The organism is Leptothrix mechoopdaensis (SeqCode), from assembly GCF_053893855.1.
Map to the genome: position 1 here is coordinate 4,856,314 of NZ_CM132699.1, position 12,874 is coordinate 4,869,187.

Annotated in this window: 11 protein-coding genes; 9 read left to right on the top strand and 2 right to left on the bottom strand. The window is 71.0% G+C overall.

Annotation, left to right across the window (positions count from 1 at the left end; all coding sequences use genetic code 11):
• Nucleotides 1-9: 9 nt before the first annotated feature.
• The 9 genes from ftsW to ACWA7K_RS21310 all read left to right on the top strand — a co-directional run bounded on the left by ftsW (nucleotide 10) and on the right by ACWA7K_RS21310 (nucleotide 9,700).
• Nucleotides 10-1,293, top strand: coding sequence for a putative lipid II flippase FtsW (gene ftsW / locus ACWA7K_RS21270; protein ID WP_456168903.1), 1,284 nt, complete (start codon nucleotides 10-12; stop codon nucleotides 1,291-1,293).
• On the top strand, nucleotides 1,290-2,402 hold the full coding sequence (gene murG / locus ACWA7K_RS21275) for an undecaprenyldiphospho-muramoylpentapeptide beta-N-acetylglucosaminyltransferase (protein WP_456164061.1): 1,113 nt from the start codon (nucleotides 1,290-1,292) through the stop codon (nucleotides 2,400-2,402). The genes ftsW and murG overlap by 4 nt, the downstream gene beginning before the upstream one ends.
• On the top strand, nucleotides 2,399-3,811 hold the full coding sequence (gene murC / locus ACWA7K_RS21280) for a UDP-N-acetylmuramate--L-alanine ligase (RefSeq protein WP_456164063.1): 1,413 nt from the start codon (nucleotides 2,399-2,401) through the stop codon (nucleotides 3,809-3,811). The genes murG and murC overlap by 4 nt, the downstream gene beginning before the upstream one ends.
• Complete coding sequence (locus tag ACWA7K_RS21285; protein WP_456164065.1) at nucleotides 3,808-4,818, top strand: D-alanine--D-alanine ligase; 1,011 nt, start codon at nucleotides 3,808-3,810, stop codon at nucleotides 4,816-4,818. The genes murC and ACWA7K_RS21285 overlap by 4 nt, the downstream gene beginning before the upstream one ends.
• Before the next feature lie 24 nt (nucleotides 4,819-4,842).
• Nucleotides 4,843-5,676, top strand: a complete 834-nt coding sequence (locus ACWA7K_RS21290) for a cell division protein FtsQ/DivIB (protein ID WP_456164067.1) — start codon at nucleotides 4,843-4,845, stop codon at nucleotides 5,674-5,676.
• 29 nt (nucleotides 5,677-5,705) lie between these two features.
• Nucleotides 5,706-6,932 carry a cell division protein FtsA gene (gene ftsA / locus ACWA7K_RS21295; RefSeq protein ID WP_456164069.1) on the top strand — a complete coding sequence of 409 codons (1,227 nt, stop codon included), beginning with the start codon at nucleotides 5,706-5,708 and terminating at the stop codon, nucleotides 6,930-6,932.
• 213 nt (nucleotides 6,933-7,145) lie between these two features.
• On the top strand, nucleotides 7,146-8,435 hold the full coding sequence (ftsZ, locus tag ACWA7K_RS21300; RefSeq protein ID WP_456164072.1) for a cell division protein FtsZ: 1,290 nt from the start codon (nucleotides 7,146-7,148) through the stop codon (nucleotides 8,433-8,435).
• Between the two features lie 133 nt (nucleotides 8,436-8,568).
• Nucleotides 8,569-9,504, top strand: a complete 936-nt coding sequence (gene lpxC, locus ACWA7K_RS21305) for a UDP-3-O-acyl-N-acetylglucosamine deacetylase (RefSeq protein ID WP_456164074.1) — start codon at nucleotides 8,569-8,571, stop codon at nucleotides 9,502-9,504.
• 10 nt (nucleotides 9,505-9,514) lie between these two features.
• A complete protein-coding gene (locus tag ACWA7K_RS21310) occupies nucleotides 9,515-9,700 on the top strand; it encodes a hypothetical protein (protein ID WP_456164076.1) in 186 nt (61 codons plus the stop codon).
• Nucleotides 9,701-9,944: 244 nt separating this feature from the next.
• Here ACWA7K_RS21310 and ACWA7K_RS21315 read toward each other — a convergent pair whose 3' ends face one another.
• Complete coding sequence (locus tag ACWA7K_RS21315; RefSeq protein WP_456164078.1) at nucleotides 9,945-12,179, bottom strand: putative bifunctional diguanylate cyclase/phosphodiesterase; 2,235 nt, start codon at nucleotides 12,177-12,179, stop codon at nucleotides 9,945-9,947.
• Between the two features lie 146 nt (nucleotides 12,180-12,325).
• Complete coding sequence (gene ruvC, locus ACWA7K_RS21320; RefSeq protein WP_456164080.1) at nucleotides 12,326-12,874, bottom strand: crossover junction endodeoxyribonuclease RuvC; 549 nt, start codon at nucleotides 12,872-12,874, stop codon at nucleotides 12,326-12,328.

The window sequence follows — 12,874 nt, forward strand, 5'->3', positions numbered from 1 at the left end:
GCCAACCGCATGGCACGTGCCGCGCGCGAGACCGCCCGGCCGTCGCTGATGGCCCGCCTCGCCGCCTGGGGTGGCGGCCTGCTGGGCCTGCTGCGCGGTGATGTCGCGACCGGCGAACGCGACCGGGGCTGGGACGCCTCGGGCCAGCCGACCCGCTGGGTCGGCTTCGACGTGGCCTTCGTGTGGGTCGTCGTCGGCCTGCTGGCGCTGGGCACGGTGATGGTCTATTCGGCCTCGATCCAGCTGCCCGACAACCCCAAGTTCGCGAACTACTCGTCGACCCACTTCTTCACCCGCCACATCGCCTCGATCGCGCTGGCCGGCATCGCCGCGAGCGTGATGCTGACCGTCCCGATGCGGGTCTGGGAACGCTACGCGCCGATCATCTTCATCGTCGCGCTGCTGCTGCTGATCGTGGTGCTGATCCCGGGCATCGGCCGGGTCGTCAACAAGTCGCGCCGCTGGATCCCGCTGGGCATCATCAACTTCCAGCCCAGCGAGCTGGCCAAGCTGGCGATGGCCATGTACGCGGCCAACTACATGGTCCGCAAGATGGACGTCAAGGAGAGCTTCAGCCGCGCGGTGCTGCCGATGGCCATCGCGCTGCTGGTGGTGGGCCTGCTGCTGCTGGCCGAGCCGGACATGGGCGCCTTCATCGTCATCGCGCTGATCGCCATCGGCATCCTGTTCCTGGGGGGCGTGAACGGCCGCATGTTCGTGATCTCGAGCGCCGTGCTGGTCGGCAGCTTCGTGCTGATGATCACCTTCAGCGAGGTCCGGCGCGAGCGCATCCTGGCCTACCTGAACCCGTGGGACGAGAAGTACGCGCAGGGCAAGGGCTACCAGCTGACCCATTCGCTGATCGCCTTCGGACGCGGCGAATGGACCGGCCAGGGCCTGGGCTCGTCGGTCGAGAAACTGCATTACCTGCCGGAGGCCCACACCGACTTCCTGCTCGCGGTGATCGGCGAGGAACTCGGCCTGATCGGCGTGGCGGCGGTGATCGTGGCCTTTTTCTGGCTGGTGCGCCGCATCTTCGTGATCGGCCGCCAGGCCATCGCGCTGGACCGCGTGTTCTCGGGTCTGACGGCGCAGGGCATCGGCGTGTGGATCGGCGGGCAGACCTTCATCAACATGGGCGTCAACCTCGGCGTGCTGCCGACCAAGGGCCTGACGCTGCCGCTGATGAGCTACGGCGGCTCGGCCATCGTGCTGGGCGTGATCGCGCTGGCGGTGGTGCTGCGGGTCGACATGGAGAACCGCCAGCTGATGCGCGGTGGAGGCCGGCCATGACGGGCGTGTCGCGTCACCTCGTGATCATGGCCGCCGGCACCGGTGGCCATGTCATGCCCGGACTGGCGGTGGCTCGGGTGATGAGCCAGCGCGGCTGGTCGGTCAGCTGGCTGGGCACGCCCGCCGGCATGGAGAACCGCCTGGTGCCGCCCAGCGGCATCCCGATCGACCGCATCGCCTTCGCCGGCCTGCGCGGCAAGGGTTTCGTCGGCGCGTTGCGTGGCGCCGCCCAGCTGCTGTGGAGCCTGGGCCAGTGCGCCGCGATCCTGCGTCGCCGCAGTGCCAGCGCGGTGCTGGGCATGGGCGGCTACGTCTGCGTGCCCGGCGGCCTGGTGGCGCGGCTGATGCGCCGGCCGCTGGTGCTGGTCAACGCCGATGCGGCGCTGCTGCTGTCGAACCGGGCGCTGGCGCGCTGGGCCGACCGCATCGCCTTCGGCTTCGATGGCGAGGCTGCCCGTTCGATGCCGCGGGCGCGGGTGACCGGCAACCCGGTGCGGGCCGAGATCGAGGCGCTGGCGCCGCCGGCGCAGCGTTATGGCGGCCGCAGCGGCCCGCTGCGCGTGCTGGTCGTCGGCGGCAGCCTGGGCGCCCAGGTGCTCAACCGGACCTTGCCGAAGGCACTCGCGCTGCTGGCGCCGCACGAGCGTCCGCAGGTGGTCCACCAGACCGGCGTGGCCCATGCGGCCGACGTGCGCGAGGCCTATGCCGAGGCGGGCCTGGAGGCCAACGGTGTCGACGTCAACGTGCGGCCCTTCATCGACGACATGCCGCAGCAGCTGGCGGACTGCGACCTGATCGTCTGCCGGGCCGGCGCGATCACCGTCAGCGAGCTGTGCGCGGCCGGCGTCGCCAGTGTGCTGGTGCCGCTGGTGGTGTCGACCACCTCGCACCAGCGCGACAACGCGGCCTGGCTGGCCGACCAGCAGGCCGGCATCCACCTGCCGCAGGCCGAGTTCACGCCCGAGCGCCTGGCCGGGCTGCTGCGCACGCTGGACCGCGCGACCCTGCAACAACAGGCCGAGCGCGCCCGCGCGCTGGCCCTGCCACGCGCCGCCGAGCGCGTGGCCGACGAGATCGAGGCCCTGACCGGCCGGAAGGAGGCTGCATGAAACACGCAGTCAAGCGGATTCACTTCGTTGGCGTCGGTGGCGCCGGCATGTCGGGCATCGCCGAGATCCTGCACAACCTGGGCTACGCCGTGTCGGGCTCGGACCAGTCCGACGGTGCCGTGACGCGGCGGCTGGCCGAACTGGGCATCCGCATCCACATCGGCCATGACGCGGCGCATGTCGCCGGCGCGCAGGCGGTCGTCACGTCGACGGCGGTGAAGGGCGACAACCCCGAGGTCATCGCGGCCCGTGCCGCGCGCATCCCGGTGGTGCCGCGTGCCGTCATGCTGGCCGAGCTGATGCGCCTGAAGCAGGGCATCGCGATCGCCGGCACGCACGGCAAGACGACCACCACCTCGCTGGTCACCAGCGTGCTGGCCGAGGCCGGGCTGGACCCGACCTTCGTGATCGGCGGCAAGCTCAACGCGGCCGGCGCGAACTCGGCGCTGGGCTCGGGCGACTACATCGTGGTCGAGGCCGACGAGAGCGACGCGTCATTCCTGAACCTGCTGCCGGTGCTGTCGGTCGTCACCAACATCGACGCCGACCACATGGACACCTACGGGCACGATTTCGCCCGTCTCAAGCAGGCCTTCGTCGACTTCCTGCACAAGATGCCGTTCTACGGCGCGGCGGTGCTGTGTGGGGACGACCCGGGCGTGCGCTCGATCATCCCGATGATCTCGCGCCCGGTCATCACCTACGGCCTGGGCGAGGACGTGCAGGTGCGCGCGGTCGACGTCGTCGCGTTGCCCGGCGGGCAGATGCAGTTCACCTGCCAGCGCCGCAACGGGACGGTGCTGCCGGACCTGGCCATCACCCTCAACCTGCCCGGCGAACACAGCGTGCGCAACGCGCTGGCGACCATCGCGGTGGCGACCGAACTGGAACTGCCCGACGCACCGATCGTCGCCGCGCTGGCCAAGTTCAGCGGCGTGGGCCGGCGCTTCCAGCGCTGGGGCGACCTGCCGAGCGCCCACGGCGACGGCACCTTCACGCTGATCGACGACTACGGCCACCACCCGGTCGAGATGGCGGCGGTCGTGTCGGCCGCCCGTGGCGCCTTCCCGGGGCGCCGGCTGGTGCTGGCCTTCCAGCCGCACCGCTACACCCGCACGCGCGACTGCTTCGAGGACTTCGTCAAGGTCATGGGCACGGCCGACGCGATCTGGCTGACCGAGGTCTACGCCGCCGGCGAGGCCCCGATCGTGGCCGCCGACGGCCGCAGCCTGGCGCGGGCGCTGCGTGTGGCCGGCAAGGTCGATCCGCTGTTCGTCGACGATGTCGCGGCGCTGCCGCAGGCCATCGTCGAGCAGGCGCTGCCGGGCGACGTGGTGATCGCGATGGGCGCAGGCTCGATCGGCGGCGTGCCGGCCAAGGTGGTCGAGCTGCTGAAGGAAGGGGCATGAACATGGCGACGGATGCCGCGATGAACGTGCCCATCGACGTGCAGGCCCTGGGCAAGGTCGCCGTGCTGTTCGGCGGTGACTCGGCCGAACGCGAGGTCTCGCTGATGAGCGGCAGCGGCGTGCTGGCCGCGCTGCGCGCCAAGGGCGTCGACGCACACGCCTTCGACCCGGCCGAGCGCGAGCTGGTCGAGCTCAAGCGCGAGGGCTACGCGCGCTGCTTCATCGCGCTGCACGGCCGGCATGGCGAGGACGGCGCGATCCAGGGCGCGCTGGAGCTGCTGCACATCCCCTACACGGGCAGTGGCGTGATGGCCAGCGCGATGGCGATGGACAAGGTCACGACCAAGCGCCTGTGGCAGGCCGACGGCCTGCCGACGCCGGCCTGGGCGCGGCTGGCGCCCGACGAGGTCGACGCGGCCCACCTGCTGTCGGTGGCCGACACGCTGGGCCTGCCGCTGGTGGTCAAGCCGCCGCGCGAGGGCTCGTCGATCGGCGTCAGCGTGGTGCGCGAACGCGCCGCGATGGTCGGTGCGGTCGAGCTGGCCGCGCGCTACGACGCCGACGTGCTGTGCGAGGCCTTCATCGACGGCGCCGAGCTGACCTGCCCGGTGCTGGGCGAGGGCGCCGACGCGGTCGCGCTGCCGGTGATCCGCATCGTTCCGCCGCCGGCCGGCTACGACTATCAGAACAAGTACTTCACCGACGAGGTGCGCTACCTCTGCCCGGCCGGACTGGATCCGGCGCTGGAAGCCGAGGTGCAGCGCCTGACGCTGGCCGCCTACCGCAGCCTGGGTTGCAGGGGCTGGGGCCGCGCCGACCTGATGCTGCGCGCCGCCGACCAGCGGCCGCTGTTGCTGGAGATGAACACGTCGCCCGGCATGACCGGCCATTCGCTGGTGCCGATGTCGGCCTGCGCGGCCGGCATGGACTACGAGACGCTGTGCCTGCGCATCCTCGCGTCGGCACGGCTGGACAACCCGCCGGCGGCTGCTGCCGCGGCGGCCTGACGCGCGACAGGCCCGATCGCCACGATGAACGCCGCCACCCTCCAGCGCCCCGAGCGCGACATCGACCCCGCGACGCTGCCCGGCGACGTGCGGCGGATGCGCGTCGCTGCGGCCCTGCTGCTGGGGCTGGCGCTGCTGGCCCTGCTGGTCAGCCTGGCGGGCTGGGTGATGCGCCGGCCGGCCTTCGCGCTGCGCGAGATCCAGCTGGTCGGCGAGGTCACGCACACCCGCACGGCGATGCTGGCCGAGCGGGTCCTGCCCCGGCTGCAGGGCGGCTATTTCGACATGGACCTGATGGCGGCGCGGCGTGCCTTCGAGGACCTGCCCTGGGTGCGCCACGCGCAGGTCCGGCGGGTCTGGCCGCAGCGCCTGGTGGTCAAGCTCGAAGAGCATGTGCCGGTGGCGTACTGGGAGCGCCCGGAAGGCGATCCGCACCTGGTCAACAGCCACGGCGAGGTCTTCGAGGTCAACCTCGGTGACCTCGATGACGACGACCTGCCGACGCTGCGCGGCCCGGGGGCCGACAGCGCGCCGCAGGTCTGGGCGATGTGGCAGCGGCTGTCGCCGGCCTTCGCGCCGATGGGCGCGCGTGTCGTGCGGCTGGCACTGTCGGACGGCGGCAGCTGGCGGGCGCAGCTGGACAAGGCCGACGCGGTGATCGAGATCGGCCGCGGCGAGCCCGACGAGGTGGTGCAGCGCGCCAGCCGCTTCGCGCAGAGCGTGCGGCAGGTCAGCGAGCAGTTCGAGCACCGGCCGGTGGTGCATGCCGACCTGCGGCATCGGGACGGCTATGCGCTGCAGCTCATGGGCCTGGGCACCAAGGATCCCGCGACGGCTGCGGCCAGCCGGCGTCGCTGAGCGGCGCCAGGGCACGGACAAGGAACAACATGGCCAAGGAATACAAGGACCTCATCGTCGGACTGGACATCGGCACTGCCAAGGTGATGGCGGTGGTGGCCGAGGTCCAGCACGACGGCGAGCTGCGCGTGGCGGGTTTGGGCATCGCCAACTCGAACGGCCTCAAGCGCGGCGTGGTGGTCAACATCGACGCGACGGTGCAGAGCATCCAGCAGGCGCTGAAGGAGGCCGAGATGATGGCCGACTGCCGCATCGGCCGCGTCTACACCGGCATCACCGGCAGCCATGTGCGCGGCCAGAACTCGACCGGCATGGTGATCGTGCGCGACAAGGAGGTCACCGCCTTCGACGTCGCCCGCGTGGTCGAGACCGCCAAGGCGATCAACATCCCCGGCGACCTGCGCCTGCTGCTGGTCGAGCCGCAGGAGTTCGTCATCGACGGCCACGAGGTGCGCGAGCCGGTGGGCATGAGCGGCGGCCGGCTGGAGGTCAAGGTCCACATCGTCACCGGCGCCCAGAGCGCGGCCGAGAACATCGTCAAGTGCGTGCGGCGCTGCGGGCTGGAGGTCGATCACCTGGTGCTCAACCCGAGCGCATCGAGCCTGGCGGTGCTGACGCCCGACGAGCGCGACCTGGGTGTCGCGCTGGTCGACATCGGCGCGGGCACGACCGACGTGTCGATCTACACCGACGGTGCGGTGCGCCATACCGCCGTCATCCCGATCGCCGGCGACCTGATCACCAGCGACATCGCGATGGCGCTGCGCACGCCGACCAAGGACGCCGAGGAGATCAAGGTCGAGCACGGCGTGGCCAAGCAGCTGCTGGCCGATCCGTCCGAGCAGCTGGAGGTGCCGGGCCTGGGCGACCGCCCGCCGCGCATGCTGAGCCGCCAGGCGCTGGCCGGCGTGATCGAGCCGCGCGTCGAGGAGATCTTCTCGCTGGTCCACCAGGTCATCCGCGAGAGCGGCTGCGAGGAGCTGCTGTCCAGCGGCATCGTGCTGACCGGCGGCAGCGCGGTCATGCCCGGCATGGTCGAGCTGGCCGAGGACATCTTCCTGAAGCCGGTGCGCAAGGGCGTGCCGCTGTACGGCGGGGCCCTCTACGACATGGTCGCGCACCCGCGCGCGGCCACCGTCATGGGCCTGCTCGAGGAGGCCCGGCTGGCGCGGGCACGTGGCATCAAGGCGGCGCAGTCAGGCCAGTCCGGCGGCTGGATCGGCAAGGCGCGCGACTGGTTCCTCAAGAGCTTCTGAAGCATCTGGGGCACGACACATACGCAGGGGAGGACAGGACCGGATGACCAGATCACACACACAGGGCGCGCCGCCCCTGCCTCGGCAGGGCGGCCTCCCCGGTGGACCGCGCAGGTTCTGCGGCGCGGACCTCACCGAGCAGGACGACAACAAGAAGTCAGCCAGGACCACGCAGACGAACGACGACACACAGACGACTCAAAGGAGAACGGCATGGGCATCGAGATGATCGAGGAATTCGACATGGGCACGCAGATCAAGGTGATCGGCGTCGGCGGCGGCGGCGGCAATGCGGTCGACCACATGATCGGACAGGGCGTGCAGGGCGTGGAGTTCATCTGCGCCAACACCGACGCGCAGGCGCTGAACCGCTCGCAGGCCCACAGCCTGCTGCAGCTGGGCCACACCGGCCTGGGTGCCGGTTCGCGTCCGGACCAGGGCAAGGCGGCGGCCGAAGAGGCGCAGGACCGCATCCGCGAATCGCTCGGCGGCGCGCACATGGTCTTCATCACCGCCGGCATGGGCGGCGGCACCGGCACCGGCGCGGCGCCGGTGATCGCGCGCATCGCCAAGGAGATGGGCATCCTGACCGTGGGCGTGGTCACCAAGCCCTTCGAGTTCGAGGGCAACCGCCGCATGAAGCAGGCCGATGCCGGCGTGGCCGAGCTGGAGGCCAACGTCGACAGCCTGATCGTCGTGCTCAACGAGAAGCTGCTTGAGGTCATGGGCGACGACGTCACCCAGGAACAGGCCTTCGCCGAAGCCAACGACGTGCTGAAGAACGCCGTCGGCGGCATCAGCGACATCATCCACATCCCCGGCCTGGTCAACGTCGACTTCGAGGACGTCAAGACGGTGATGAGCGAGCCCGGCAAGGCCATGATGGGCACGGCGACCGCCAGCGGCCCGGACCGCGCCACCAAGGCCGCCGAGGCCGCCGTGGCCTGCCCGCTGCTCGAAGGCATCGACCTGTCCGGCGCGCGTGGCGTGCTGGTGCTGATCGCCGCGAGCAAGCAGACCTTCAAGCTGGCCGAGAGCCGCAACGCGATGACCACCATCCGTCGCTACGCGGCGGAAGACGCGCACGTCATCTTCGGCACCGCCTACGACGAGAGCCTGGGCGACGCGCTGCGCGTCACGGTGATCGCCACCGGCCTGGCCTCGACCCGCCGCGTCGCGCCGACCATCCAGGTCGTGCAGCAGCCGCAGGTCGTGGTGCAGCGCACCGGCACCGACAACATCCCCGTGCTGACCCAGTCGGTCGCGGCGGCCTCGCCGGTCGGCGCGCACGGCCTGAGCGCCAGCGCGGCTGGCCACGGCGCGGCGGTGGGCGGCATGGGCGCGGGCGCGATGGCCTCGCCGGTCGGCGTCGGCAACGAGTTCGTGGTGCCCAGCGTCTGGCGCAACAACCGCACCCAGGCGGCTGCCAAGGTCGACGCCCTGGCCAGCAACGGCATGGACGAGATCGAGATCCCGGCCTTCCTGCGCAAGCAGGCGGACTGATCCGCCCCGTTCCGTCGTTCTCCTTGATCCCGGCGCGCGTCGCCCGCGCGCCGGGTTTTTGCCATGGCGGCGATAGGCACGGCCATGTCCGGTCGACCGGTCCGGGACGGATCGAACTTCTAAAATCGCGCCCATGCTCAAGCAACGCACCCTGAAGTCGTTGACCCGCGCCGTCGGCGTGGGCCTGCACAGCGGCAAGAAGGTCGAGCTGACGCTGCGTCCGGCGCCGCCCGACACCGGCATCGTCTTCCGCCGCATCGACCTGCCGCAGCCGGTGGACATCCCCGTGCGCGCCGACGGCGTCTGCGAGGCCCGCATGGCCACGACGCTGTCGCCCGGCGGCGATCCCGGCGCGCCCAAGGTCAACACGGTCGAACACCTGATGTCGGCCTGCTGCGGACTCGGGCTGGACAACCTCTACATCGACATCACGGCCGAGGAAGTGCCCATCCTCGACGGCTCGGCCGCGTCCTTCGTCTTCCTGCTGCAGAGCGCCGGCATCGAGCTGCAGAACGCGCCCAAGCGCTTCCTGCGCGTGCGCAAGCCCATCGAGGTCAAGGTCGGCGAAGGCCAGCGCGCGATGTGGGCGCGGCTCGAACCGCACCACGGCTACAAGCTGACCTTCGAGATCGACTTCGACCACCCCGCCGTCGACCAGACCGGCCAGCGCGTGGTCTTCGACATGGGCTCCGGCCAGTACAAGCGCGACATCGCGCGGGCCCGCACCTTCGGCTTCACGAAGGACCTGGAGCTGATGCGATCACGCGGCCTGACGCTCGGCGGCTCGATGGACAACGCCATCGTGGTCGACGACTACCGCGTGCTCAACAGCGACGGCCTGCGCTACGACGACGAGTTCGTGAAGCACAAGATCCTCGATGCCATCGGCGATCTCTTCCTGTGCGGCATGCCGCTGCTGGCGCACTACGTCGCCTTCAAGAGCGGCCACGCGCTGAACAACCAGCTGCTGCGCAAGCTGCTGGCCGACGCCGAGGCCTGGGAGGTCGTGACCTTCGAGGACGAGAAGCTCGCCCCGCAAGGCATGGCCGAGCTCGCGCCCGCCTGGTGAGGACGCGGCCATGCTGGTGATCCGCCTCGTCTTCATGCTGCTGATGGTCGCGGCCATCGCCTGCGTCGCCGCCTACATGGCCACCGGCCAGGTCGTCTGGCGCCAGCGCGGCCTGCTGATCGTCAAGTGGACCGTGCTCGCCGGGCTGGCCGGCGCGGTCGTGCTTCTGCTGGAACGGCTGACGCTGGCGTTGTAGCGGGCGTACGGGCGGGCCAAGTGCGTCGCCGGATGGCGACGGGGAATGAACCCCTCACCCTACCCTCTCCCGCAAGGGAAAAAGGGTTCTGGCCTCGTGCTGATCGGTGTTGTTGGCAGTGGCTCATTCGATGAGCCTGTCACGAAACCATGACGCCTCATCAGCGCGACACCCTGCCAACCGAGTCATCCCTCGCCCCTTGCGGGAGAGGGACCGAGGGTGAGGGGTCTCTCCGCCCCGCGCCTCACCCCCCATTCGCCAGCCACCCCGCCAGCTCCTCCGCCTTCATCGGTCGCCCATGCAGATACCCCTGCAGCAGCGTGCAGCCGCGCTGGCGCAGGAACAGGGACTGGGTCTCGGTCTCGACCCCCTCGGCGACCACCTCGATGCCGAGGCTTTCGCCGATGCGCAGCACGGTGGTCGTCAGCACCTGGGCGTTGGTGTCGGTGTCCAGGTCGTGCACGAAGCTGCTGTCGAGCTTGACGCGCTGGATCGGCAGGCGGTGCAGGTGGCTGAGGCTGGAGTAGCCGGTGCCGAAGTCGTCCAGCGCCAGTCGCACCCCCAGCGCGCGCAGGGCGGCGAGATCGGCCAGCGTGTCGGTGCGGCGGTCCAGCAGAGCCGATTCGGTCAGTTCGAGCGTCAGCGCCTCGGCCGGCAGCTGGTGGCGGCGCAGCGTCGCGGAGATCCAGTCGAGCAGCGCCGGGTCGTGGAAGTCGCGTGCCGACAGGTTCACCGAGACCTGTGGCACGGCCACGCCGGCTTCGCGCCAGGCGACCATCTGGGCGCAGGCGCTGTCCAGTGCCCAGCGTGACAGCGCGCCGATCAGGCCGCAGGACTCGGCCAGCGAGATGAAGCGCGACGGGGCGATCTGGCCCAGTTGCGGGTGATGCCAGCGGGCCAGTGCCTCGACGCTGTGCAGGCCGTGGATGCGCTCGAAATCCGCCTGCACGACCGGCTGGTAGACGAGGCTCAGCTCACCGGCGCCGATGGCGCGGCGCAGGTCGATCTCCAGGCGCATGCGTTCGCGGCTGCGTTCGTCGAGCTCGCGGTGGAAGAACGCGAGCTGGCCGCGGCCCAGGGCCTTGGCCTGGTACATCGCCAGGTCAGCGTGGCGCAGCAGCGTCTCCATGTCGAGGCCGTCCTCGGGCAGCATGGCCACGCCGATGCTGGCGCCGGCATGCAGCGTCAGCGACGCGCCGGGCGGGTTGGGCACCGACAGCGGTTCGGCCAGCCGGGCGGCGATGCGTTCGGCCATGTCGCGCGTGGTGGCGGCGTCGCAGCTGGGCAGCACGACGACGAACTCGTCGCCGGCCAGCCGGCCGACCAGGTCGTCCTGCCGGACCGAGCGTTGCAGCCGCTGCGCGATCAGCCGCAGCACCGCGTCGCCGATGGCGTGGCCCTGGCTGTCGTTGATCAGCTTGAAGTCGTCCAGATCGATGAACAGCAGCGCCAGCGGCTGCTGCTCGCGCCGGGCCGCTTGCACGGCCACTTCGGCCAGGCGCTGCAGCTCGCCGCGGTTCGGCAGGCCGGTCAGGCCGTCGTAGTAGGCCAGCGCGTGGATGTGGGCGCGCGAATGCTCGCGCTCGAAGGCCAGCGTGCACAGGTCCAGGCAGGTCGCGACCAGGCGGCGGTGCAGCACCGACGGCCCGCGGGCCTCGCGGAAGTAGAAGGCGAAGGTCGCCAGCACGCGCTGCGCGTGGTTCTTGACCGGGCTCGACCAGCAGGCCCGCAGACCCAGGGGCAGCACGGCCGAGCGGTAGTCCTCCCACAGGGGATCGTGGGCGATGTCGGTCACCAGCACCGGACTGCCGCGCCACGCCGCCGTGCCGCAGGAGCCGACCACCGGACCGATCGGGATGCCCTTGAAGCCGAGCGAGACCTCGTGCGGGAAGCTCGGCCCGGCCAGCGGGTCGAGCTGGCCCTCGTCGTCGATGCCCAGCACGGTGGCGACCACGTCGGGCGCCAGCGCCTCGACCTGCCGGCAGACCAGCGCCATCAGCTCGTGCAGCGGCTGCTCGTGCACGATCGCGTCGAGCACGGGGGCCTGCAGCACGGCCTGGATCCGCTCGGTCGTGATGTCCTCGATCACCAGCGCCGACAGCATCGGCCCACCCGAGCTGGGGCCGGGCAGGCGGTCGAGCGTCAGGCGGGCCCACAGCGCGACGTCGTGGCCGCTGCCAAGCAGCATCTCGGCCTGCGCGCTGCCGTCCCGGCTCGCCCGCTGGCGCAGCAGACCCCAACGGGTCAGGTTGCCGCCAGGACCGGCCAGCACGTCCTCCGGACGCCGGCCCAGCGCCGCGCCGGGCGCCAGCTTCAGCAGCGTCGCGCTGGCGGCGGTGGCGTGCACGACGCGGTCGTCCTCGTCGCAGATCCAGACGCAGTACGGACCCTGTTCGAACACGCGCAACACGGCCGGCAGCAGGTCGCCTTCCAGGCGGGAGGCGGGCGGGTTCGGGCTCTGCAGGGCGGGCTCGGGCATGGTGGCGGGACCGCTGGGCGAGGGATATCGCTTCGGTTCATGATCGTAAGCGTCGTGCGTCCGCTCGTGGCAGGAAATGCGCAACGGGACTTGTCCGGCGTCAAGCTGGCCGGTCGGAGATCACGCCGGGGCGTCGCCGGGCCGGCTCAGTAGATGCGTCCGCCCTTGTACTGGGCGTGCTGGCGACGCGTCAGCGTGGTGCTGGCGGCGGCGGCGGCGAAGGTGCCGCCGGCATGGGCGTGGGCGATGGCGAGGCCGAGCGCGTCGGCGGCGTCCTTGCCCGGTTCGCCGGGCAGCTGAAGCAGCCGCGCGACCATCGCCTGGATCTGTTCCTTGCGGGCCTGGCCGTGGCCGACCACGGCCTTCTTCATCTGCACCGCCGTGTATTCGGTCACCGTCAGCCCGGCGCTGACCAGCGCGGCCAGCGCCGCACCGCGGGCCTGGCCGAGCAGCAGCGTGCTCTGCGGGTTGACGTTGACGAAGACGATCTCGAGCGCGGCGACCTCGGGTGCGTAGGTCGTGACGACCTCGCGCACGCCCTCGAAGATGATCTTGATGCGGCCCGGCAGGTCACCGATGGCCGCCTCGCGGGTCTTGATCGTGCCGCTGGCGATGTAGCGCAGCCTCGGTCCGTCGGCCTCGATCACGCCGAAGCCGGTCGTGACCAGGCCGGGGTCGATGCCGAGGATGCGCAC